At 63.3% G+C, this 21,198-nt stretch carries 16 protein-coding genes; 13 read left to right on the top strand and 3 right to left on the bottom strand.

Annotated features, from left to right (window positions below; translation table 11 throughout):
• Nucleotides 1-41 precede the first annotated feature (41 nt).
• Together AC07OO_RS08195 and AC07OO_RS08190 are read right to left on the bottom strand one after the other, a co-directional pair.
• Nucleotides 42-2,261: a malate synthase G gene (locus AC07OO_RS08195; protein WP_495081552.1), complete on the bottom strand. Its 2,220-nt coding sequence runs from the start codon at nt 2,259-2,261 to the stop codon at nt 42-44.
• 139 nt (nt 2,262-2,400) lie between these two features.
• A complete protein-coding gene (locus AC07OO_RS08190) occupies nt 2,401-4,308 on the bottom strand; it encodes a hypothetical protein (RefSeq protein WP_495081551.1) in 1,908 nt (635 codons plus the stop codon).
• 119 nt (nt 4,309-4,427) lie between these two features.
• On the opposite strand from AC07OO_RS08190, the gene AC07OO_RS08185 reads away from it, so the two are divergent.
• The 8 genes from AC07OO_RS08185 (at nt 4,428) to AC07OO_RS08150 (ending at nt 17,982) form a co-directional block, all read left to right on the top strand.
• Nucleotides 4,428-5,636, top strand: coding sequence for a CaiB/BaiF CoA transferase family protein (locus AC07OO_RS08185; protein ID WP_495081550.1), 1,209 nt, complete (start codon nt 4,428-4,430; stop codon nt 5,634-5,636).
• Nucleotides 5,637-5,642: 6 nt separating this feature from the next.
• Nucleotides 5,643-6,563 (top strand): LysR family transcriptional regulator, encoded by a 921-nt coding sequence (locus tag AC07OO_RS08180; protein ID WP_495081549.1) that lies wholly within the window; start codon nt 5,643-5,645, stop codon nt 6,561-6,563.
• 265 nt (nt 6,564-6,828) lie between these two features.
• Nucleotides 6,829-8,706, top strand: a complete 1,878-nt coding sequence (locus AC07OO_RS08175; RefSeq protein ID WP_495081548.1) for a thiamine pyrophosphate-binding protein — start codon at nt 6,829-6,831, stop codon at nt 8,704-8,706.
• Nucleotides 8,703-9,512: a citrate synthase family protein gene (locus AC07OO_RS08170; RefSeq protein ID WP_495081547.1), complete on the top strand. Its 810-nt coding sequence runs from the start codon at nt 8,703-8,705 to the stop codon at nt 9,510-9,512. Before AC07OO_RS08175 ends, AC07OO_RS08170 begins: the two co-directional genes overlap by 4 nt.
• Nucleotides 9,509-10,312 carry a citrate/2-methylcitrate synthase gene (locus AC07OO_RS08165; protein ID WP_495081546.1) on the top strand — a complete coding sequence of 268 codons (804 nt, stop codon included), beginning with the start codon at nt 9,509-9,511 and terminating at the stop codon, nt 10,310-10,312. The genes AC07OO_RS08170 and AC07OO_RS08165 overlap by 4 nt, the downstream gene beginning before the upstream one ends.
• Nucleotides 10,313-10,400: 88 nt before the next feature.
• On the top strand, nt 10,401-12,491 hold the full coding sequence (locus AC07OO_RS08160) for a TonB-dependent receptor plug domain-containing protein (protein WP_495081545.1): 2,091 nt from the start codon (nt 10,401-10,403) through the stop codon (nt 12,489-12,491).
• A gap of 34 nt (nt 12,492-12,525) precedes the next feature.
• Nucleotides 12,526-13,518: an ABC transporter substrate-binding protein gene (locus AC07OO_RS08155; RefSeq protein WP_495081544.1), complete on the top strand. Its 993-nt coding sequence runs from the start codon at nt 12,526-12,528 to the stop codon at nt 13,516-13,518.
• A gap of 15 nt (nt 13,519-13,533) precedes the next feature.
• Nucleotides 13,534-17,982: an EAL domain-containing protein gene (locus AC07OO_RS08150; protein WP_495081543.1), complete on the top strand. Its 4,449-nt coding sequence runs from the start codon at nt 13,534-13,536 to the stop codon at nt 17,980-17,982.
• A 76-nt stretch (nt 17,983-18,058) separates the two neighbouring features.
• Here AC07OO_RS08150 and proC read toward each other — a convergent pair whose 3' ends face one another.
• On the bottom strand, nt 18,059-18,877 hold the full coding sequence (gene proC / locus AC07OO_RS08145) for a pyrroline-5-carboxylate reductase (protein ID WP_495081542.1): 819 nt from the start codon (nt 18,875-18,877) through the stop codon (nt 18,059-18,061).
• Between the two features lie 330 nt (nt 18,878-19,207).
• Here proC and rplN point away from each other — a divergent pair, with 330 nt between their 5' ends.
• The 5 genes from rplN to rpsH are packed head-to-tail and all read left to right on the top strand — an operon-like array spanning nt 19,208 to nt 21,176.
• Complete coding sequence (gene rplN / locus AC07OO_RS08140) at nt 19,208-19,576, top strand: 50S ribosomal protein L14 (RefSeq protein WP_007861702.1); 369 nt, start codon at nt 19,208-19,210, stop codon at nt 19,574-19,576.
• 9 nt (nt 19,577-19,585) lie between these two features.
• Nucleotides 19,586-19,906 (top strand): 50S ribosomal protein L24, encoded by a 321-nt coding sequence (gene rplX, locus AC07OO_RS08135; protein ID WP_495081541.1) that lies wholly within the window; start codon nt 19,586-19,588, stop codon nt 19,904-19,906.
• Between the two features lie 2 nt (nt 19,907-19,908).
• Entirely contained in the window at nt 19,909-20,448 is a 540-nt protein-coding gene (gene rplE / locus AC07OO_RS08130) for a 50S ribosomal protein L5 (protein WP_495081540.1), read from the top strand.
• 8 nt (nt 20,449-20,456) lie between these two features.
• Nucleotides 20,457-20,762, top strand: coding sequence for a 30S ribosomal protein S14 (gene rpsN / locus AC07OO_RS08125; protein ID WP_495081539.1), 306 nt, complete (start codon nt 20,457-20,459; stop codon nt 20,760-20,762).
• Nucleotides 20,763-20,780: 18 nt separating this feature from the next.
• Nucleotides 20,781-21,176, top strand: a complete 396-nt coding sequence (gene rpsH / locus AC07OO_RS08120; RefSeq protein WP_495081538.1) for a 30S ribosomal protein S8 — start codon at nt 20,781-20,783, stop codon at nt 21,174-21,176.
• Nucleotides 21,177-21,198: the final 22 nt, after the last annotated feature.

Here is a 21,198-nt window from a genome sequence, read left to right as displayed (position 1 = left end):
AAGCCGCTCCTAAATCAGGAGCGGCTTACAGAGCCTGAAGCTCAGGCGGCTGCCTTCACCTTCAACCGCCAGGCGTGCAGCAGCGGCTCGGTGTAGCCGCTGGGCTGCTCCAGGCCCTTGAACACCAGCTCCGTTGCAGCCTGGTAGGCCGCGCCGTTGAAGTTGCCCACCATGGGGGTGTAGAGCTTGTCGCCGTCGTTCTGCTTGTCGACCTTGGCGGCCATGCGGGTGAAGGTTTCTTCGACCTGGGCTTTGGTGACCACACCATGGTGCAGCCAGTTGGCCATGTGCTGGCTGCTGATGCGCAGCGTAGCGCGGTCTTCCATCAGGCCGATGTCGTTGATGTCGGGCACCTTGGAGCAGCCCACGCCCTGGTCCACCCAGCGCACCACATAGCCGAGGATGCCCTGGGCGTTGTTGTCCAGTTCGGCCTGTTTGTCGGCATCGCTCCAGTTGGGCGTGGCGGTCACGGGGATCTGCAGCAGGTTGTCCAGAATGCCGTCGCGGGCCTTCTCGTAGTTGGTCTTTTCCAATTCCTTCTGCACATCGCTGACCAAGAGCTGGTGGTAGTGCAGGGCGTGCAGTGTGGCGCCGGTGGGGCTGGGCACCCAGGCGGTGTTGGCGCCGGCCTTGGGATGGGCGATCTTCTGCTCCATCATGGCCTTCATCAGGTCGGGCATGGCCCACATGCCCTTGCCGATCTGCGCCTTGCCGCGCAGGCCGGATGACAGGCCCACCAGCACGTTGTTCTTCTCATATGCCTGGATCCAGGCGCTGCTCTTCATGTCCGCCTTGCGGATCATGGGGCCGGCCTGCATGGCGGTGTGCATCTCGTCGCCGGTGCGGTCCAGGAAGCCGGTGTTGATGAAGGCGACGCGGCTTTCGGCCGCAGCAATGCAGGCCTTCAGGTTGACCGATGTGCGGCGCTCTTCGTCCATGATGCCCAGCTTGACGGTGCTGTCGGCCAGGCCCAGCATCTTCTCGACGCGGGTGAACAGCTCGGCGGCAAAGGCCACTTCGGCCGGGCCGTGCATCTTGGGCTTGACGATGTAGACCGAGCCCTTGCGCGAGTTGCGGATGGCGTCCTTCTTGGTCTTCTTCAGGTCGTGCAGGGCGATGGTGGTGGTGACCACTGCGTCCATGATGCCTTCGGGGATTTCTTTCGTGCTGCCGTCAGTAGCGGTGTAGGTGATGGCTGGGTTGGTCATCAGGTGGCCCACGTTGCGCACGAACATCAGGCTGCGGCCGTGCAGCTTCACGTCCTTCTTGCCATCGGGTGCGGTGTAGACGCGGTCGCCGTTCAGGCCGCGGGTCAGCGTCTTGCCACCTTTCTCGAACTGCTCGACCAGTGTGCCTTGCAGAATGCCCAGCCAGTTGCCATAGGCCAGCACCTTGTCTTCGGCGTCCACCACGGCCACGGAGTCTTCCAGGTCCAGGATGGTGGACAGGGCTGCTTCCAGCACCAGGTCGGCCACGCCGGCGGCGTCCGATTTGCCGATGGGCGTGGCGCGGTTGATGGTGATGTCCAGGTGCAGGCCGTTGTGCTGCAGCAGCACGCTGGATGGGTCTTTGGCATTGCCCTGGAAGCCGATGAACTGTGCCTTATCGGCCAGTTTGGAGGTGCTGCCGTCTTTCAGCGTGACTACCAGTTCGCCACCCTTGACGCGGTAGCCGGTGGAGCCGACGTGCGAGCCCTTCTTCAGCGGGGCCGTGCGGTCCAACACGTGGCGTGCGTATTCAATGACCTGCTTGCCGCGCTTGGGGTTGTAACCCTTGGGGCCTACTTTCTCTTGGCCGTTCTCTTCGCTGATCACATCGGTGCCATACAGCGCGTCGTACAGGCTGCCCCAGCGCGCGTTGGCGGCGTTCAGTGCGTAGCGGGCGTTCAGCACGGGCACCACCAGCTGCGGGCCGGCCTGCGTGGCCAGTTCGGCGTCTACGTTCTTGGTGCTGATCTTGACCTTCTTGGGGCTCTCTACCAGGTAGCCGATCTTCTGCAGAAAGGCCTTGTAGGCGGGCATGTCGGCTATGGGGCCGGGGTTGGCCTTGTGCCAGGCATCCAGCTCGGTCTGCAGGCGGTCGCGTTCGGCCAGCAGGGCGATGTTCTTGGGCGCCAGATCGGCCACGATGGCGTCAAAACCTTTCCAGAACGCCTCGGGCGCAATGCCGGTGCCGGGCAGCACTTTGTCTTCGATGAAGCTGTGCAGGCTGGTGGCCACCTGCAGGCGGTGCTCGGTGTTGCGTGGGGTGGACGTGGTCATGGGGTGCCTTTCAGGGGGAAGGATTCGTAGAAATGGGTCGCCTGAGGCCGAGCCTCAGGCTATGGATGTACTGTATTCCATACTTTGTCGATTACTGTGTGGAAAATTATCAATCTATTTGTGACAAATAAGTGCGTAATCAAGTGCGGGCACGCACCACCTGCAGCAGTACGGATACGCAGACGATAAAGCCCGCACCGGGTGCCAGTGCCATGGCGCTCAGCAGGCCGCGTTTCAAACCACCCCAGTCCAGATCGGCTGTGCAGCGCCACACGCCAAAGGCGCTCACCGCGCCCAAGGCCAGAGCGATGGGCTTGAAACTGCCCTTGCCCAGTGAGGTGATCAGCATCAGCCACACGACAAAGCCGATCACGCCCAAACCCAAGGCGATGTGGCCTATGTGCAGAGCAGGGCGCTGCATGGGCGTATCTTGCCAATGGCTGTCATCGTCTGCGTCCGGCTGCGGTGCGCGGTGGCGCGGAGAGGGAGTGGGTGCCGCTGCCGCTGGCAATGCGGTCGCAGCCGCAGCGATGGGTGTAGAACGGGCCAAGGTCGCGTGGCGGGCATTCAGCAGGGCGGGCAACTGTTTGATGTCGCGGCCCAGCTCCTGGGCCAGGGCCATCACCTCTTTGGAGTCGGCGGGCGTGGCTTCCATCAGCTTCAGCACCTCGGGCTGCTCCACGCAGTATTTGGCGGCCCGGGTGCGAGCCAGTTGCATCACGGCCTTGGCGGCCACATCGTCGCGCGGCGTGCCAATCTCGTCCCACAGGCGCACAGCCAGGTAGAAGAGGGCTCGCGCACTGCCCAGTGTGGCGGCGCGCATCAGCAGCTGGGGCACCCGGGCCTGGTAGCGCAGGCTGGTGGGGTCCTTGAGCTTTTCGATATCGGCATCGCCCGGCCGGTTGCGCACGCTTTTTCGGTACAGGTATTGCGCCAGGTAATTCAACCCGTCGACATCGTCCGCCGCGGCAGACGCCTCCAGCAAGGCCAACCCGCGCTCCATCTCCACTGGAAAGCCGCGCCATCCACTCAGCAGCCCGTCGCCCAGCAGGGCCTGGGCCAGGCTCTGATTCTGTGCGGCGGCGCGCTCCAGCCACAGCAGGATCAGCTTGTTGATGGCGGGTGTTGCTTTGCCCGGCGCCTCCATGAACTTCAGCGCCAGCTTGCACTGCGCCTGCGCGCTGCCTGCCTCGGCGCGTGCCACCAGGTCGGGGTCTATGCCCAGGGCCTGTGCAGCCTCGGCGGTTGCGGCGTCGGGCACGGCATGCGGCGCGGCGGAGCCTGTGCCACCGGAGGCGGCCGTAGCCGTGGTGGGACCGCGTTGCAACTCTGCATCCACAAAGGCCACCAGATCCTTGGCGCCTCGCAGACCCTCCAGCAATTGCGCTTCTTGCGCCAATTGGGAGGGCAGCACTTTGGCTATGCACCATTGCACGCGTTTGTCATTGCGCGGGTCGGTGCCACTGAGCTTGGCCAGGGCTGCGCCCAAAGCGGGGTGGGGCGCTGCCTGGCGCCCCTGGCTGACCAGCAGGGCCCAGACGGTCAGCGCCTCCGGCATGCGTTGCGGCGCAAGGCGGCGGCATTCCAGCCACGAAGCCCGCCAGTCCTTGCGGCTGGTGGCATCGTCCAGGCGGCAGGTCAGCGACGCGGCGCTATTAGGCCTCAGTGTCAACACCTCGCCATTAGCCAGGTAGGCCACGCCATTCTGGCCGTCCATGACGTGCAGGCCCAGGTCGTTGGCTTGCACCACCAGGTGGTTGAAGCCGATCGTGAAGCGCTCGGCCCGCGTCCACAGGCCGATGTTGTAGGCGCGGTCTGTGTCCGGGCTGCGCTCCATCAGGTCCAGGCCGTGGTCATACAGTTCGCTTTCACCGTCCTCGGTGCTGGGGAAGCGGGCCTCCAGTGCACGCGCCAGGGCCAGAAAGCGCGGCTCGGGTGCGGCGCCTTGCGTCTCCCACAGGGCGTCAAGTTGGGCCTGCGCCTGCATCACGGTGGTGGGCAGTGGCTGGTCGGTGGGCTGGGGCCAGGCGGTGAGGGTAAAGCTCATGGGCGGGGCTTGGACGGTTGTATCTGTGGGAATCTTAGCGGGCCAATCCGCATTCAATCCCTTGCGGATTACTATAGGGGTAGATCGGAAACGATTTGTGACAAATCAGGATGTAGTGCATGCCCCCAACCCAAGCAAAAAACCTGCCGCTTGCCGGCGTTCGCGTCGTGGAGTTCACGCACATGGTCATGGGCCCCACCTGCGGCATGGTGCTGGGCGACCTGGGGGCCGAGGTCATCAAGGTAGAGCCGCTGGCCGGTGACAGCACGCGCAAGCTGCTGGGCAGTGGAGCCGGTTTCTACCCACTGTTCAACCGCAACAAGAAGAGTATTGCGATCGACCTGAAGAGCGACAAGGGCCGCGAGATCGTGCTGCGCCTGATCGCCACGGCCGACATCGTCAGCGAGAACTTCAAGACCGAGACCATGCAAAAGCTAGGGCTGGACTATGCCAGCCTGGCCCCGTTGGACGAGCGCCTGATCTACGTCAGCCACAAGGGCTTTCTGCCCGGCCCCTACGACCACCGTACCGCGCTGGACGAAGTGGTGCAGATGATGGGCGGCCTGGCCTACATGACCGGGCGCCCCGGCGACCCGTTGCGTGCGGGGTCCAGCGTCAACGACATCATGGGCGGCATGTTTGGCGCCATCGGCGCCATGGCTGCCTTGATGCAGCGCGCCCAGACCGGCAAGGGCCAGGAAGTGCAGAGCGCACTGTTCGAGAACAACATCTTTCTGGTGGCCCAGCACATGCTGCAGTTCGCGGTGACCGGCAAGGCCGCCGCGCCCATGCCCGAGCGCATTTCGCCCTGGGGCATTTACGACGTGTTCAGCGTCAAAGACGCAGAACAAATCTTCCTGGCCGTGGTGGGGGACGGGCAGTGGAAGACCTTTTGCGAAGCCTTCGGTTATGCCGACCTGTTTGCCGACCCCCGCGTCACCACCAACAACGACCGCGTGCTGGCGCGCTCTTGGCTGATCCCCGAGCTGCGCCAGCGGCTGGCCCAGTTCAACCGCGCCGAGCTTTCGCAGCGCTTCGAGCAGGTAGGCCTGCCCTTTGCCCCCATTACTGATCCGCAGCACCTGTTTGACGACCCGCACCTGCAGCAGACCGGCGGCCTGGCACCCATGACGCTACCCGACGGCCGCGCCACCCAGGTGCCGCTCTTGCCCATCACGCTGGGCGGCGAGCGGCCGGGCCTGCGTCTGAGCCCGCCACGCCTGGGCGAGCATGGCGCCGAGATTCTGCGGGGTCTGGGCTACAGCGATACCGACATTGCGCAATTGCAGAGCGCCGGTGTGGTGCGCCTGGAGGATCGGAAGGCATAGGTCATCATGGACAAGCTCAAGCAACTGGAGTCCTTTGTCGCCGTCGTCACCCGCGGTAGTCTGACTGCGGCCGCCCATGCCGAGGGCGTGGCACCCGCCATCATGGGCCGGCGCCTGGACGCTTTGGAAGAGCGCCTGGGCGTCAAGCTGCTGCTGCGCACCACGCGGCGCATCACGCTGACGCACGAGGGCAGCGCCTTCCTGGAAGATTGCCAGCGTTTGCTGGCCGACCTGGCCAATGCTGAGGCTAGCGTCAGTGCCGGCGGTGTCAAGGCCAGCGGGCATTTGCGCATCACCGCGCCGGCCGGTTTTGGCCGACGCCGCGTCGCGCCGCTGGTGCCCAAGTTCCGCGAGCTGCACCCCGAGGTCACGATCTCGCTGAACCTCAGCGACCGCGTTGTCGACATTGCCGGCGAGGCCTACGATTGCGCGGTGCGGGTGGGCGACATGCCCGACTCGTCGTTGGTCAGCGTGCGCCTGGCCGATAACCGGCGCATGTGCGTGGCCACGCCGGCCTACCTGGAGCGCCATGGCAAGCCCCAGCATCCACAGGACCTGGCGCGCTTCGATTGTCTGACGCTGTCCAGTGACGCATCGCAAACGCGGGGTTGGGCCTTCAGCGTGGGGTCGGCGGCGGCGCGTGAAGTCATCCATTTCAAACCCGTGGGGCCGCTGGATTGTTCTGACGGCCAGGTGCTGCACGACTGGTGCCTGGCGGGCTATGGCATTGCCTGGCGCAGCACCTGGGAGGTGCAGGCCGAGATCGCCGCGGGTGAACTGGTCGTGCTGCTCGACGAGTTCTCGGCGCCGCCCAACGGCATCTACGCCGTGTTCCCCCAACGTAAGCACTTGCCACTGCGTGTGCGCCTGTGGATAGACTTCCTGAAGCAGCATTATGGCCGCCCCGGTTTTTGGCAGGCACTATAAAAATAAGAGCGTACTGTGTATATTCCACGAGGGCTAGCAGGTAGTTTTCTGTAAACGACTGGCTGCGGGATGCTCCGTGGCGGCATGCCGTGCGGGATCGCACAGCCGGCACGCGGATCGCAGGTCCACTGTGGTGTGTTTGCCGACAAAGCGCCTTTGCAGGCTCTGAATGTGTTGCGGTTTTGAACGTTCGATGCGATGCTGCGGCACTACAAATCCGCGCCAAAAAAAGCGGATCCGTCCCCCGTCGTTGGAAACAAGCCGTATGAATCACAGTGAGTTGCAAGACCGCTTGGAGTTGGCGCGTCCCTTGCTCGAAGACACCGCGCCTATGCGCAACCCTCCCGTTGCCGCTGCGCCGGAGGTCGCCGACCTTATCGTCGCCTACATTGAGCAGTTGGGCGTGGAGTATGTGTTTGGCGTACCGGGAGGGGCCATCGAACCCCTGTACAACGCGCTGGCCCGCAGTGCGCGCCGTGGTGGACCGCGCCATGTGCTGGCACGCCACGAAGCAGGCGCCGCCTTCATGGCCGATGGCTACGCCCGAGAGACCGGCAAGATCGGCGTGTGCTGCGCCACATCCGGGCCGGGCGCGACCAACTTGCTGACGGGCGTGGCCTGCGCTTATGACAACGGCGTCCCCATGCTGGCCATCACCGGTCAGCCTGCCTTACCGTCGTTTGGCAAACGGGCGCTGCAGGAGTCGGCCTGCACCGGCGTCAATACGCTGGGCATGTTTCGGCATTGCACGCGTTACGACACCCTGGTCTCGCATGCCGACCAGATGGAGAGCAAGCTGGTCAACGCTGTGACGCGTGCGTCCAAGGCACCGCGCGGGCCGTCGCACCTGTCCATCCCGGTCGACATATTGCGAACTCCTATTCACAGCATGGTGCCGGCCTACAACCTGCGCTCCTTGCTGCACCGCCCGGCGCTGGTGGACGACGCGCTGGTGCAGACCCTGTGCCACGAGATCCGCCAAGCCCGTCGCGTGGTCATCCTCATCGGAGGGGGGCATAGCTGTGGCGAGTCCATCGAGGCCATCATCCAACTGGCGGAGATGACGAACGCCTGCTTTGTCACCTCGCCCGATGGCAAGGGCCTGATCAACACGCGCCACCGCTTGTACCGCGGCGTGTTTGGTTTTGCCGGGCACCACACGGCCGACACGCTCTTGCACGACGAGCCTGACCTGATACTGGCCATTGGCACCACGCTGGGCGAATGGACCAGCGGCGCCTGGTCGCATGCGGTGTTGAACCAGCGACTGGTGCACATCGACTCGTCCGAAGAGCATTTGTTGCGCTCGCCGATGGCGCGCCTGCATGTGCGCGGCCGCATACGCTCGGTGTGCGAGCGCCTGGTTGCCTTGCTGGCGCAACCCGCAGTTTCCAGTGCCGTCCAGCCTGCGGCCCCAGTCGCCCTTGCGTCCCCGGTGGGCCTGAAGAACCCGGACTACATGCTGCAGGAGCCCGCCAAGTTTGTGTCGAACGACAGCCCCATCAAACCCCAACGGCTGATGCGCGAGCTGTCGCGCCTGTGCCCCTCCCGAACCCGCTTCTTTGCGGACGCGGGCAATAGCACCGCATGGGCCATCCACTACCTGCAGCCGCACGACCGGCGCGTCGCCCGTCAGCATGACTATGCGGCGCGCAGCGACGGTGGCAAGCGCCGCAAGGGCGATGCCGGCTGGCTGCGCGTGCTGATGGACTTTGCGCCCATGGGCTGGGCCATTGGCGCGGCGATAGGGTGCGCCCGTGGCAACCCCCGGTGTCCCGTGGTGTGCATCACCGGCGACGGCAGCTATTTGATGAATGGCCAGGAGATTTCGGTGGCGGCCGTGGAGCAACTGACCGTGGTGTTTGTCATCCTCAATGACGGCGCCCTGGGAATGGTCAAGCATGGCCAGCGCTTGGCCGGCGCCGAGCCCACGGCGTTCGAGCTGCCGACCGTGGACTTTCGCATGCAGGCCGAATCCATGGGTATTCCGGGGTTCATCATCCGCTCACCCGAAGACATGGAGGCGCTGGACATGGAGGCCATCTTCTCGCGCAAGGGCCCCACGCTGCTCGATGTGCGCATCGACGGCGAAGAGGTGCCGCCCATGGGCCTGCGCATGAAGACTCTGGGGTCTGCCGTATGACGGCCCCACCCAAGGAAAGCCTGCACACCCGCATCTGGCGCGAGGAGCCCGAGCCGGACAATCCCTTTGCGACGCGCGCCGCCTACTGCCACGGCTACGATGTCTTTGGCGACATGCTGGGCCAGGCCCGCTGGGCGCAGATGCTGTACCTGCTGTTCCGGGGCGAGGCGCCCAGCGCTGCGCAGACCCATCTGCTGGATGCCCTGGCCCTGGTATTGGCCAACCCGGGGCCGCGCGATGCCGCGGTGCATGCGGCCATGTGCGGCGGTGTGGCAGGCTCCACGGCGGCGGCCTCACTGATGGCGGCGCTGTCGGTCGGCGCGGGGCGCTGCGGCGGCGCCCGCGAAGTGCGGGAGGCCATGCACATCTGGGACCAGGCGGGCCACGACCCGGCGGCCTGGGTAGAACAGGCGTCCGCATGGGAGTCACCCAGCCTGGACATCTGGCCCCAGGCCGAGCACCCGGCGGGCTTTGACCCGCACGGCATCAGCACAGCAACTACCGTGCTGCAAACACTGGACCAGTTGACGGGCCTTGGCCCCTTTGCAAACCTGGCCTGGTTGCGCAGCCACCGCAGCACCCTGGAGTCGGCGCTGGGCCTGCCATTGGCCATGGCGGGCGTGGCGGCGGCTGCATTGGGCGATTTGGGTTTCTCGCCCCAGCAAGGCGAAATGCTGTACCTGTTGTTGCGCCTGCCGGGGGCCGCCGCCCATGCCTTGGAGCAACAGGAATACGGTGTCAAAAAATTCCCCTTCTACCCGGTCAATTTGACTGACGACCCTTTGCACCGCCAGGAGGTGCCATGACAGGTCCCACGCAGTTACAAGACCATGTCGGGGTCTTGACCACGCAGGTCGGCGCCTGCTGGCCGGGCAGCCGTGCCGTCTTTCGCGGCCACGATCTGCATGGCGACCTGCAGGGCATCGATTGGCTGGAGCTGTATGCATTCGGCATCACCGGGCGGCGCTTTTCCCAGCCCGAGATTGCCCTGCTCCATGGCATCTGGACACTCACCAGCTACCCGGATACGCGTCTGTGGAACAACCGGGTCGGTGCGCTGGCGGCCAGTGCGCGCAGCGCCCCGGTGCTGGGCTTGTCGGCCGCCATTGCCGTGACCGAAGCAGGTGTCTACGGGGGCGGCCCGGGCCTGCGCGCGATTGACTTCTTCCTACGGGCCGGTCGTGCCCAAGAGGGTGGGCAAGACATCCGCTCCTTTGTGCATGAGGAGTTGGCCTGTCGCAGAATTTACGGTTACGGGCGCCCCATCCATTCCACGGACGAGCGCTTGCCACACCTGATCGCCCTGGTGCAGGCGCAGCAGATGGACCAGGGGCGCCACTACCGCTTGGCCTTTGCGGTCGAAGCGATTTTGCTGGCGGAGAAGAAGCCATTCCTGAAAATGAACTATGCCGCGCTGACCGCTGCGCTGGCGGCTGACATGGGCTTTACACCCCAGCAGTACCAACTGTTCAACATCCTGAAGACGCTGGGTGGCATGCCGCCTTGCATCGTGGAGGCAGCCCAAAAGCCTCAGGGCAGTCTGTTCCCCACGCCTTGCACCGATGTGACCTACGAGGGCGTAGAAATACGGGTTTGGCCAACATGAGGGGCCGTGTCTGCGCACAACTTCTGCCCCTAGAATGGGGCCAAAGACCATGGGGAGTTGGAGCGCACATTCAAAGGGGACTTGAATCATGAAGCGACTTGGCCAACTCACCTTGCTTGCCAGCCTGGCTCTGCCCACACAGGCCGCCTTGGCACAAAACGCCGTTGCTGAAGAGGACGAGCTGTTGCTGTCCTATGGCGACAAGGCCACGGTCAGCATCGCGACCGGCAGCCAGCAGTCCCTGCGCCGCGCACCCGCGGTGGCTACCGTGATCACAGCCGAAGACATTGCGGCCATGGGCGCCACGGACCTGGACGAGGTGCTGGAAACGGTGCCCGGTGTGCACGTCAGCCGCAGTGCCAATGTCTATGCGCCGCTGTATGTGATCCGTGGTGTCTATACCCAGTTCACGCCGCAGGTCCTGGTGATGCAGAACGGGGTGCCCATCACCACGCTGTATGTCGGGAACAAGGGCAATCTGTGGGGTGGCTACCCGGTGGAGCACATCGCCCGCATTGAGGTCATCCGTGGACCCGGCTCCGCGCTGTACGGGGCTGACGCTTTCTCGGGGGTCATCAATATCATCACCAAATCCGCAGCGGAAACGCAGGGAACCGAGGCCGGTCTGCGCGTGGGATCGTTCGCGACCAAGAACGCGTGGGTGCAGCACGGCGGCAAGATGGGGGCGGTGGATGTGGCCGGGTATCTGCGCGTAGGTAGCAGTGACGGCTTTCAGGAAACCATTGCCGCCGACGCGCAAACCCGGTTTGACAAAATCTTCGGCACCCGCGCCAGCCTGGCCCCCGGCCCGGTGCGCACGGGCTATGAGGCCGTGGATGGCAACCTGGACCTGGGGTTGGACAAGTGGCGGGCGCATGCGGGCTACAAGCTGCGCAACAACGTGGGCGTGGGGGCCGGTATCGCGTCCGCGCTGGACCCGGTGGGTCAACAAAAGAGCGAACGCATCACGGCCGATGTGTCCTGGACCGATCCGCAGTTCGCGCAGGATTGGGGCGTTGGCTTTGTCGCCAGTTATTTGCACTACGCGCAGATCATTCCCCGCGCGTTTCAGTTGTTCCCCCCGGGCGCCAATATTGGCGGTGGCGTGTCGGCCAATGGGTTCTTCGGTGGACCGGAAACCTGGGAGCGGCAAATCCGGCTGTCGAGTTTTGTGACCTATTCGGGGTTTGCGCAGCACAGCATCCGCCTGGGCCTGGGTCACGATGATCTGGACCTCTACAAGACGGCGGAGGTTAGAAACTTCAACTACTCGCCCACCGGTGCCTTGATACCCGTGGCCGGCGGTGCGCTGGTGGACTTCAGCAACAGCAACCCCTTCGTGTTTCCCCACAAACGCCTGGTGGACTACGCCTACGTGCAGGACGAATGGGGTTTTGCCAAGGACTGGGCCTTGACCGCGGGCTTGCGCCGCGATTACTACTCGGACTTTGGAGGTACCACGAACCCCCGTTTGGCCCTGGTTTGGGATGCGTCCCTGGACGTCACCGCCAAGTTGATGGCAGGGCGGGCCTTCCGTGCGCCTTCCTTTGTGGAGGTGTATGGCATCACCAATCCGGTGGCGCTGGGCAATGCTGCGCTGCGGCCGGAGTCGGTCGCTACGGTGGAAGCGGCGGTGAGCTGGCAAGCGCGGCGCGATCTGCAGGTGAACGTCAGCCTGTTCCACTACGACATGAAGGACATCATCCGCACCGTGGGCGGCACTTACTTCAATACCGGCTCCCAATACGGGGACGGTGGGGAGTTGGAGGGCGTGTGGGACATCAACCGCAGTGTGCGCCTGACCGGTGCCTACTCGTGGCAAAGCTCCATAGACGAGTCCACCCACACGGATGCCGGTTATGCACCGCACAACCACGTCTACACGCGGCTGGATTGGCACATTGCCAACGACTGGGTGCTGGGCGCGCAGCTCAATTGGGTTGCCGACCGCCGACGGGCCGCCGGTGACCTGCGGCCCAACATAGCCGACTACACGACGGTGGACCTGAATATCAGCACCTCGGCAAGCAAGCGGCGACAGTGGAGCTTCAGCCTGGGGGTGCGTAATCTGTTCAACGCCGATGTGCGTGAGCCCAGCGTTGCGCCGGGCACCGCTATTCCCAATGATCTGCCCATGGCGCCGATGTCGGCCTATGCGCAGGCGGTGTACCGATTGTGAAGATCTGGCCGCACGCATCCCTGCGGGAAAGGGCGTGAAGATTCACGCCAGCCCCCCTGCTGCGCTGCTGGCCCTGTGCTTGGTCTGGCCTGCGGTGGCGCTGTCCGCCGACCCAGCCTCTACCCCCTCGGTGCGGGCCGAACGCAGCAAGAGTGCGCCGGCAGTAGACAGTGGCAACATTGCGGTTCTGTACCCTGACCTGGAAGAGCCCTACCGCAGCATCTTTGCGAAGATCATTGAAGGTATAGAAGCGCAACTGGGCACCTCGGTCACGAGCTATGCGGTCGGCGGTGCGCAGTCGGGGCAGGATGTTGTCGCCCAATTGAAACGCCAAGACATCAAGGTGGTCATTGCGCTGGGGCGCCAGGGCATGAAGGCCGCGTCCAGCCTGGACGCGGAGTTTGCCGTGCTGGCCGGCGGCGTGGTCTCTCCGCCCACCGGGGACGGTCGTAGTTTCCCGACCGTCAGCCTGGCGCCGGACCCGAGGGTCTTGTTCGAGCGGCTCAAACACTTCATGCCGGAGGTGCGGCGGATCACCGTGGTCTTTGACCCCAAGCAGAACGCGTGGTTGGTGCGCCTGGCCCGCGACGCGGCCCGCAGCCTGGGGCTGGAGTTGCAGGCTATTGAGGTGGCGGACCTGAAAAACGCAGTCCGGGTCTACCAGGAAGTGCTGACCGCGGCAGATCCCAAAAAGGACGCGCTATGGCTGCCCCAGGACTCTACGGCGGTGGAGGAGTCTTCGGTGCTGCCGCTGATATTGGAGAACGCATGGAACCGCAATTTGGCGGTCTTTTCCAGCAATGTGAGCCATGTCAAGCGCGGTGCGCTGTTCTCGCTGTACCCCAACAACCTGGCGCTGGGGCGCCAACTCGCCGTATCGGCCTTGAGCCTGCCGGTGGGCAGCGCAGCACCCGTGGTGCCAATGAAGGATGCGCTTTTGGCGGTCAACATCCGCACGGCCAGTCACCTGGGTTTGCAGTTGTCGTCCCGCCAGCAGGCTTTCGATCTCGTATTCCCCGTTCGCTGACCCGTCTCTATGTCCATGCACCCTCGTAACCCAGTCCTCTCGCTGCTGCGCCGGACGACCTTTCGCCAGCAGCTCTCGATCATGGTCGCGGCGGGCGTGTTACTGCTGGCCCTGCTGTCGTCCTTGGTGATCTCGTGGCAAAGCAGCCGGGACATCCGGCAAAACAGGCAACTGCAGGGGCAGCGGTTGGCGGACAGCCTGGCACGCCAGGCGCGCTTGGCGCTGCTGTCGGATGCCGGTGAAAACATTGCCGACGCCGTTTCCGGCGTCCTGGCCTTTCCCGATGTGGACCGTGTGGATGTGCGGCGCGCTGATGGCCGCTTGTTGACTGCCCACGGTGCCGGCGGGGCACCGTTGACGCCCGGGGATGAGTTACCGCCCATGGGCTTGTCCGGCGCGGTGTCTGCGTTTCTGGAGTCCGAGGACAGCGAGGCCTGGCACTTTGTGGCGCCAGTGCGTATTGGGCCTACTAGCTCGCCATTTGAAGCGGAGGTGGCTCGGCCGCAGACCATTGGCTACGTGCGGGTGGTGTTGTCCAAGGCGTCCCTGGGCACAGCACTGCTGACGCTGTTTGCGCTGAACATGGCCATTGCGCTGTCGTTTGCCGTGTTCTTTTTGCTGACGACGCGCGCGCTGACGCGGCGCATGACCCAACCCCTGGTGCAATTGGCAGAGACCATGGGGCGGGCCGAGCAAGGCGAATCCGGGGTGCGGGCACAGCTGACGGGGCCACGCGACATTGCCAATATGGCGCATGCCTTCAACAGCATGATGCACGTGCTGGATGAACGGGAGCAGGCCTTGCGCCTGGCCAGTGAAGAAGCCCTGCGCCTGGCCCATCTGAAGGCCGAGTTCGCAGCGACCATGAGCCATGAACTGCGCACGCCGCTCAATGGTGTGGTGGGTACCCTGGACATGCTGCGTGCTTCGCCATTGCCGCCCATGGCGCGCAGCTATGTCAGCCTGGCCTGGGACTCTTCGCAGTACCTGCTGGACCTGATCAACAACATTCTTGATTTTTCGTCGCTGGAGGCGGGCAAGCTGCAGTTGGCCGATGCCGACTTTGAAATCGCCCGGCTGTGCGAACAGACGATTGAGTTGGTCGTGCCCCAGTCCGGCCACAAAGGCCTGGAGATAGCGTACGTGGTAGACCCCGGCGTGCCGATTTGCCTGCGTGGCGATGCGCGGCGGCTGCGCCAGGTGTTGCTCAACCTGGTGGGCAATGCGATCAAATTCACCGAACGCGGCGAGGTGGCCGTGCGCGTGTCGGCCGTTGGCCCGTTTGGCAAGCAGGGGATGCTGCGCATCGCTGTCACCGACAGTGGCGTGGGTGTGGCGCAGGATGCCAAGGCCGGCATTTTCGATGCCTTCACACAGGCAGATACCTCTTCCACGCGCCGCCATGATGGCTCGGGGTTGGGCCTGTCCATCTGCAAGCAGCTGTGCACGCTGATGGGCGGGGAAATTGGCGTCGACAGTACCGAGGGCGTTGGCAGCACGTTCTGGTTTGTCGTGCCGTTGCAACTGGGTAGCAGCCCGCCAGCCCTGGCCATGAGCGCGGCGCGCACCGGGCGGGTGCTGGTTGTGGACGAGAGCGCCACCGTACGCCAGTTTGCGCAGCAATCACTGTCGGCCGTGGGCTACGAATGCCAGGCGGTGGCCGGTCTGGTGCAGGCCCAGCAGGCCGTGTCGCAAGCCCAGGTGGATGGGGTGCCTTTTGGTCTGTTACTGGTCGATTTGCAAATGGCCACGGCGGGCGGGCAAACCCTGCGCGATATGCGCAGCCAGTCCATGCATGCGCAACCCCGCCTGGTGCTGATGCGGCGCTATGGCGACGAAAGCCCGGCTGTGACTCCGGCCGCCGACGCTTACCTGGCAAAGCCCTTGCGCCTGGAGCGCCTGCTGGAGTGCATAGGCGCGGCCATGGGCATGGCCAGCGAGTTGCAACGCTTTGCACCCGCGGTGCGCAAGCGCCTGCCACAGATTCTGGTGGTGGAGGACAACCGCACCAGCCAGACCATCGCCAGCGGCATGCTGGAAATGCTGGGTTGCAAGTCGGAAGTGGCCGCGAATGGCCGTATCGCCATCCAGGCCTTCAAGCGCAAGCCCTGGGACCTGATCCTGATGGATTGCAATATGCCGGAGATGGATGGCTACCAAGCGACCGCCGTGGTACGGGGGCTGGAGGCCGACAGCGGACGCCGCGTGCCCATTGTGGCGATGACGGCCAACACCCAGCCCACCGATATTGAAAAATGCCTGTCGGCCGGCATGGACGACCACCTGTCAAAACCCCTGACGCTGGGCAATTTGACTGCGCGCCTGCAGCGCTGGCTGGGTGGCCTGGAGATCGCCGTGCCGGCGTCCGCGCAGGGTGCCCAGCCGGGCGTGGGCGATGCGCCCGCGGTGGAGGGACCGATCGACCAGGCGGTGCTGGCACGCCTGCGCGAGGCGCTTGGCGGTGCGATGGGGCAGGCGATTCGCCCCTTCCTGGAGGATATGCCCAGCTACCTGGACGAATTGGCAGCGGCCGTCGTGGTCGAGGAGCATGAGACTTTGCGCCGCGTGGCCCATGCCATCAAAGGTGCGGCCTGGAATTTCGGCGCGCTGGAGCTGGCCGCGTTGGCCAAGAACATCGAGTCGCTGGCCGAGAGTGACCAAGTGGATGCGGCAGGACGCCTGATGCCGCGCCTGCGGGCCGAATATGCGGTGGTGGAGCAGGCCTTGCACAGTGAGTTGGAGCGCGAGGCCGACAGTCTGGCGCCCCTGCCCGTGGTGGGGGAGGCGCTGGTGTTGATCGTGGATGATGACCGCAGCACCCGGTCGGCCCTGCGCGCGGCCTTGCAGCGCAGCGGCTTTGTGGTGACAGAGGCCGCGGATGGTAGCGAGGTAGAGGCCGAGGTGCAGCGCATGCGGCCGGATGTGATCCTGATGGACGCCTTGATGCCGGTCATGGATGGCTTCACCGCCTGCGCGCGCCTACAAGAATCTCCCGAGTGGCGGCAAATCCCGATACTGATGATTACCGCGCTGGAAGACAGCGCCTCGATTGAGCGCGCCTTTGCCGCCGGTGCCAGCGATTACATACCCAAGCCCATCCATTTGGCGGTGGTCAACCAGCGCGTGCGGCGCCTGGTGGATGCAACCCGCGCAGAGCGCCATGTGCGCCATTTGGCATACAACGACTCTCTGACGGGCCTGCCCAACCGGACGCTGTTCAACGACCACCTCAGCCGTTGCATCGAGCGGGCGCAGCCCATGGCCAAATCCTTGGCCCTGCTGTACCTGGACCTGGACCGCTTCAAATTCGTCAATGACACGCTGGGCCACGAGATCGGCGACAAACTGCTCAAAAGCGTGTCCGCGCGCATACGCGGCTGTGTGCGGGGCAGCGATTGCGTGGCGCGCCTGGGCGGTGACGAGTTCGCCATCGTCATCGATGACCTGCCCAACGTGGGCGTAGCCTCTGGCACCGCGCAAAAAATCTGCCATGCCGTGACCGCACCGTTTGAGATCGATGGACATGACCTCGTGGTGTCGGCCAGCATCGGCATCGCGGTGTTCCCCACCAACGGGGTTGATTCCAGCACGCTGCTGCGCCATGCGGACACGGCCATGTACCGGGCCAAGAAGAAGAGCAGCGGTTTCCAGTTCTTCGAGGAGGACATGGAGGCCTCGGCCAGCGAGCATTTGCGCTTTGAGGGCGCCTTGCGCCGCGCCCTGGAGCGCAACGAGATCGTCGTGTACTTTCAACCGATTGCCAATGCGTCCGACTGCCGCATCGTCGGTATGGAGGCGCTGGCGCGCTGGAGCCACCCGTCCCGCGGTCTGGTCTCGCCGCTGGAGTTCATTCCCCTGGCCGAAGAAACCGGGTTGATCATCCCCATTGGCGAAGCGGTGCTGCGGGCGGCCTGCCGGCAGTTGAAGAAGTGGCACGACGCCGGCTCAACGGGCCTGTATGTGACTGTTAATCTGTCTGGCCTGCAACTGCAGCAGGTCGACTTTATCGATACCTTGCGCACGGCCCTGCGGGATACAGGCGTGGATCCGCGGCGGCTGACGCTGGAAATCACCGAGAGCATGCTGATGGCGCATGCCGAAGAAACACTGCTGCTGCTGCGCGCCATCAAGGCCACCGGCGTGGAACTGGCCATTGACGATTTCGGCACCGGCTATTCCTCGCTTGCCTACCTTAAGCGGTTCCCGGTCGACGTGCTGAAGATCGACCGTGCCTTTACCCGCGACATGGCGAAGAACGTGGACGACGCATCCATTGTGTCGGGGATCATTTCCCTGGCCCACAATCTGCGCCTCAAGGTTGTAGCGGAGGGGGTGGAGACCGAGGAGCAGCGCCAATTTCTGGCAGACCTGCACTGCGATTGCATCCAGGGGTATCTGCTCAGCGAGCCGCTGCCCAGTGACGCGCTAGAGGCACGCTTTCCGATGGAGAATCTCAGTAGTTAGCGGGGAGCCTTCATTTTGCTATCAATAGCGGAGCGGCTCACGCAGATTTTGCGAGGGCTACCGCCTAAATAGCCAATTAGGCCTCGCCGAATTCCTTACCCATCTCCTGGGCACGCCGGTGCGCCGCGTGCAGCGCCTTGGCAAAAGCGTCCTTGATGTGGCTGTCGTCCATGGAGGTGATCGCTGCATGCGTGGTTCCACCCTTGGAGGTAACCCGCTGGCGCAGGATTTCCGGGGGTTCGTGGCTGGACTGGGCCAGCTCTCCGGCGCCTATGAAGGTGGCGACGGCCAATTGATAGGCCTGTTCCCGTTCCAGGCCCATGTCGGCACCGGCTGCGGTCATAGCCTCCATGAAATAGAACATGTAAGCCGGGCCTGAGCCCGAAATGGCGGTCACGGCGTCCAACAGGCTCTCATTGGACAGCCACAGGAATTGGCCCATGCCCGATACCACGCGCTCGGCGTGCTGGCGGTCGGCGTCCGTCACGGCAGGGCGGGCAAACAGGCCGGTAATACCCTTGCCGATCAGGGCCGGGGTATTGGGCATGGTCCGTATCACGCGCTCATTGCCCAGCCATTTGGCGATGCTGTCGCTGGCAATGCCGGCAGCCACACTGATGTGCAGGGCCTCGTGGGTGTAAAACCGGGTTTGCAGCGCGGCTTCCTTGAAGGACTGGGGTTTGACCGCCCACAGAACCATGCTGGCCTTCTTCAAAAAGGCGTCGGCCTGGGCATGGGACTGAACGCCCATTTGCGACTGCAGGCGTTCACGGGCCTCGGCAACAGGCTCCACCACATCGATTTGGGCGGCGGGAAAGCCCTGCTTCAGCAGCCCGCTGATCATGGCGGTGGCCATATTGCCGCCGCCGATAAAGGCGATGTGGTGTTCACGCATGGACGGATTCTCCGGGAGCTGGGACACAAGCCGGTCTCTTATATAAAAGAAGGGAAGAGGGGCCTTGCAGAGCAGGTATTGTCGCAGCGCACTTGGTCGGCATGGCCCGCAAGGCTGATTTTCTTGCAACAATCCACAAAAAAGCTTTGACAAAGTAAAAACGCTGTGGCAAACTAGCGGGCTTCGCTTGAAAAAGCAGAAGTTTCTGCCCAAATGGATGTGGCGCGAGTGGTTCGCGTCAAGTACAGCGGGCCCAAGACTGACTCGGTGTCGGTGTTTGCCAGAGATCTGGTGGGCGCGGATTCACCAGTGCAAGTTGGGAATATTGAAATGATCCAAACTGAATCTCGACTAGAAGTCGCTGACAACACCGGCGCGAAGTCCGTGCTGTGCATCAAGGTGCTCGGCGGATCCAAGCGTCGCTACGCCAGCGTCGGTGACATCATCAAAGTGAGCATCAAAGAAGCAGCTCCCCGCGGACGCGTCAAAAAAGGCGAAGTCTATAGTGCGGTGGTGGTTCGTACTGCCAAGGGTATCCGTCGCGGCGACGGTTCTTTGGTGAAGTTTGATGGCAATGCAGCAGTGCTGCTCAACGCCAAGCTGGAGCCCATCGGCACCCGCATCTTTGGACCCGTTACGCGTGAACTGCGTACCGAGAAGTTCATGAAGATCGTGTCTCTGGCTCCTGAAGTTTTGTAAGGACGCGCCATGAATAAGATTCGCAAGGGCGATGAAGTCATTGTTATCGCTGGTCGCGATAAGGGTAAGCGCGGGACTGTGTCCCTGCGCAAAGATGACTCCCATCTGGTTGTCGAGGGTGTTAACTTGGTGAAGAAACACACCAAGCCCAACCCTATGAAGGGTGCGGTTGGCGGTATTGTTGAAAAGACAATGCCCATCCACCAGTCCAATGTGGCAATTTTCAATGCTGCAACTGGCAAGGCGGACCGTGTAGGTATCAAGGTGTTGGCTGACGGTACGCGCACACGCGTCTTCAAGTCCAGCGGCGAAGAAATCAAGGTGGCATAAACATGGCACGTCTGCAACAACATTACCGCGAAAAAGTGGCGCCCGAGTTGAAGGCCAAGTTTGGCTACACCTCGCCCATGCAAGTGCCGCGTCTGACCAAGATCACCTTGAACATGGGTGTGAGCGAAGCCGTCGCCGACAAGAAGGTCATGGACCATGCGGTCAGCGACCTGACTAAGATTGCTGGCCAAAAGCCTGTGGTGACCAAGTCCAAGAAGGCGATCGCGGGCTTCAAGATCCGTGAAGACCAGGCGATCGGCTGCATGGTGACCTTGCGCGGTGTGCAAATGTATGAATTCCTGGACCGTTTCGTGACCGTGGCTCTGCCCCGCGTGCGTGACTTCCGTGGTATTTCTGGTCGCGCGTTTGATGGCCGTGGTAACTACAACATCGGCGTCAAAGAGCAGATCATTTTCCCTGAGATTGAATATGACAAGGTGGATGCCTTGCGTGGCCTCAATATCAGCATCACCACGACGGCTAAGACCGACGAAGAGTGCAAGGCGCTCCTCGCTGGCTTCCGTTTCCCGTTCAAGAACTGAGGTGACCTGTGGCTAAAATGGCTTTAATCCAGCGTGAGCTGAAGCGTGATCAATTGGCTGCCAAGTACGCCAAGAAATACGCAGAATTCAAGGCAATTGCCGGTGACGCAAAGCGTACCGAAGAAGAGCGTGCTGCCGCCCGTCTGGCGCTGCAGAAGCTCCCCCGCAATGCCAACCCAACCCGTCAGCGTAACCGTTGCGCCATCACTGGACGTCCCCGTGGCACGTTCCAGCATTTCGGCCTGGGTCGCGCCAAGATTCGTGAAATGGCCTTCGCCGGTGAAATCCCCGGTGTTGTCAAGGCCAGCTGGTAAGCGATAGGAGAACTGAACATGAGCATGAGTGATCCCATCGCCGACCTGTTGACACGCATCCGCAATGCACAAATGGTTGCCAAGACAACCGTTTCCGTGCCTTCTTCCAAAGTGAAGGTTGCGATTGCCCAAGTGTTGAAAGACGAAGGTTATATCGACAATTTCAAGGTTTCTACAGCTGAAGGCAAGTCCGAGCTGGAGATCGCCTTGAAGTATTACGCAGGCAAGCCTGTGATTGAGCGTATCGAGCGCGTCAGCCGTCCTGGTCTGCGTGTTTACCGCGGTAGCGATTCCATCCCCCAGGTCCAAAACGGCCTCGGTGTTGCCATCGTGACGACGCCCAAGGGCGTGATGACAGATCGCAAAGCGCGCGCTACCGGTGTCGGTGGCGAAGTGCTGTGCTACGTCGCTTAACGCTACATTGAGGAGAAATACA

Source organism: Rhodoferax sp. GW821-FHT07G04 (genome assembly GCF_059418585.1).
Note: the sequence above shows the minus strand (reverse complement) of the source record. Positions and strands in the feature narration are given on the sequence as shown.

What these genes read in the sequence shown, in the direction of transcription:
- AC07OO_RS08195 (WP_495081552.1), bottom strand. Translation starts at nt 2,261, where the DNA reads ATGACCACGTCCACCCCACGCAACACCGAGCACCGCCTGCAGGTGGCC.
- AC07OO_RS08190 (WP_495081551.1), bottom strand. Translation starts at nt 4,308, where the DNA reads ATGAGCTTTACCCTCACCGCCTGGCCCCAGCCCACCGACCAGCCACTG.
- AC07OO_RS08185 (WP_495081550.1), top strand. Translation starts at nt 4,428, where the DNA reads ATGCCCCCAACCCAAGCAAAAAACCTGCCGCTTGCCGGCGTTCGCGTC.
- AC07OO_RS08180 (WP_495081549.1), top strand. Translation starts at nt 5,643, where the DNA reads ATGGACAAGCTCAAGCAACTGGAGTCCTTTGTCGCCGTCGTCACCCGC.
- AC07OO_RS08175 (WP_495081548.1), top strand. Translation starts at nt 6,829, where the DNA reads ATGAATCACAGTGAGTTGCAAGACCGCTTGGAGTTGGCGCGTCCCTTG.
- AC07OO_RS08170 (WP_495081547.1), top strand. Translation starts at nt 8,703, where the DNA reads ATGACGGCCCCACCCAAGGAAAGCCTGCACACCCGCATCTGGCGCGAG.
- AC07OO_RS08165 (WP_495081546.1), top strand. Translation starts at nt 9,509, where the DNA reads ATGACAGGTCCCACGCAGTTACAAGACCATGTCGGGGTCTTGACCACG.
- AC07OO_RS08160 (WP_495081545.1), top strand. Translation starts at nt 10,401, where the DNA reads ATGAAGCGACTTGGCCAACTCACCTTGCTTGCCAGCCTGGCTCTGCCC.
- AC07OO_RS08150 (WP_495081543.1), top strand. Translation starts at nt 13,534, where the DNA reads ATGCACCCTCGTAACCCAGTCCTCTCGCTGCTGCGCCGGACGACCTTT.
- proC (WP_495081542.1), bottom strand. Translation starts at nt 18,877, where the DNA reads ATGCGTGAACACCACATCGCCTTTATCGGCGGCGGCAATATGGCCACC.
- rplN (WP_007861702.1), top strand. Translation starts at nt 19,208, where the DNA reads ATGATCCAAACTGAATCTCGACTAGAAGTCGCTGACAACACCGGCGCG.
- rplX (WP_495081541.1), top strand. Translation starts at nt 19,586, where the DNA reads ATGAATAAGATTCGCAAGGGCGATGAAGTCATTGTTATCGCTGGTCGC.
- rplE (WP_495081540.1), top strand. Translation starts at nt 19,909, where the DNA reads ATGGCACGTCTGCAACAACATTACCGCGAAAAAGTGGCGCCCGAGTTG.
- rpsH (WP_495081538.1), top strand. Translation starts at nt 20,781, where the DNA reads ATGAGCATGAGTGATCCCATCGCCGACCTGTTGACACGCATCCGCAAT.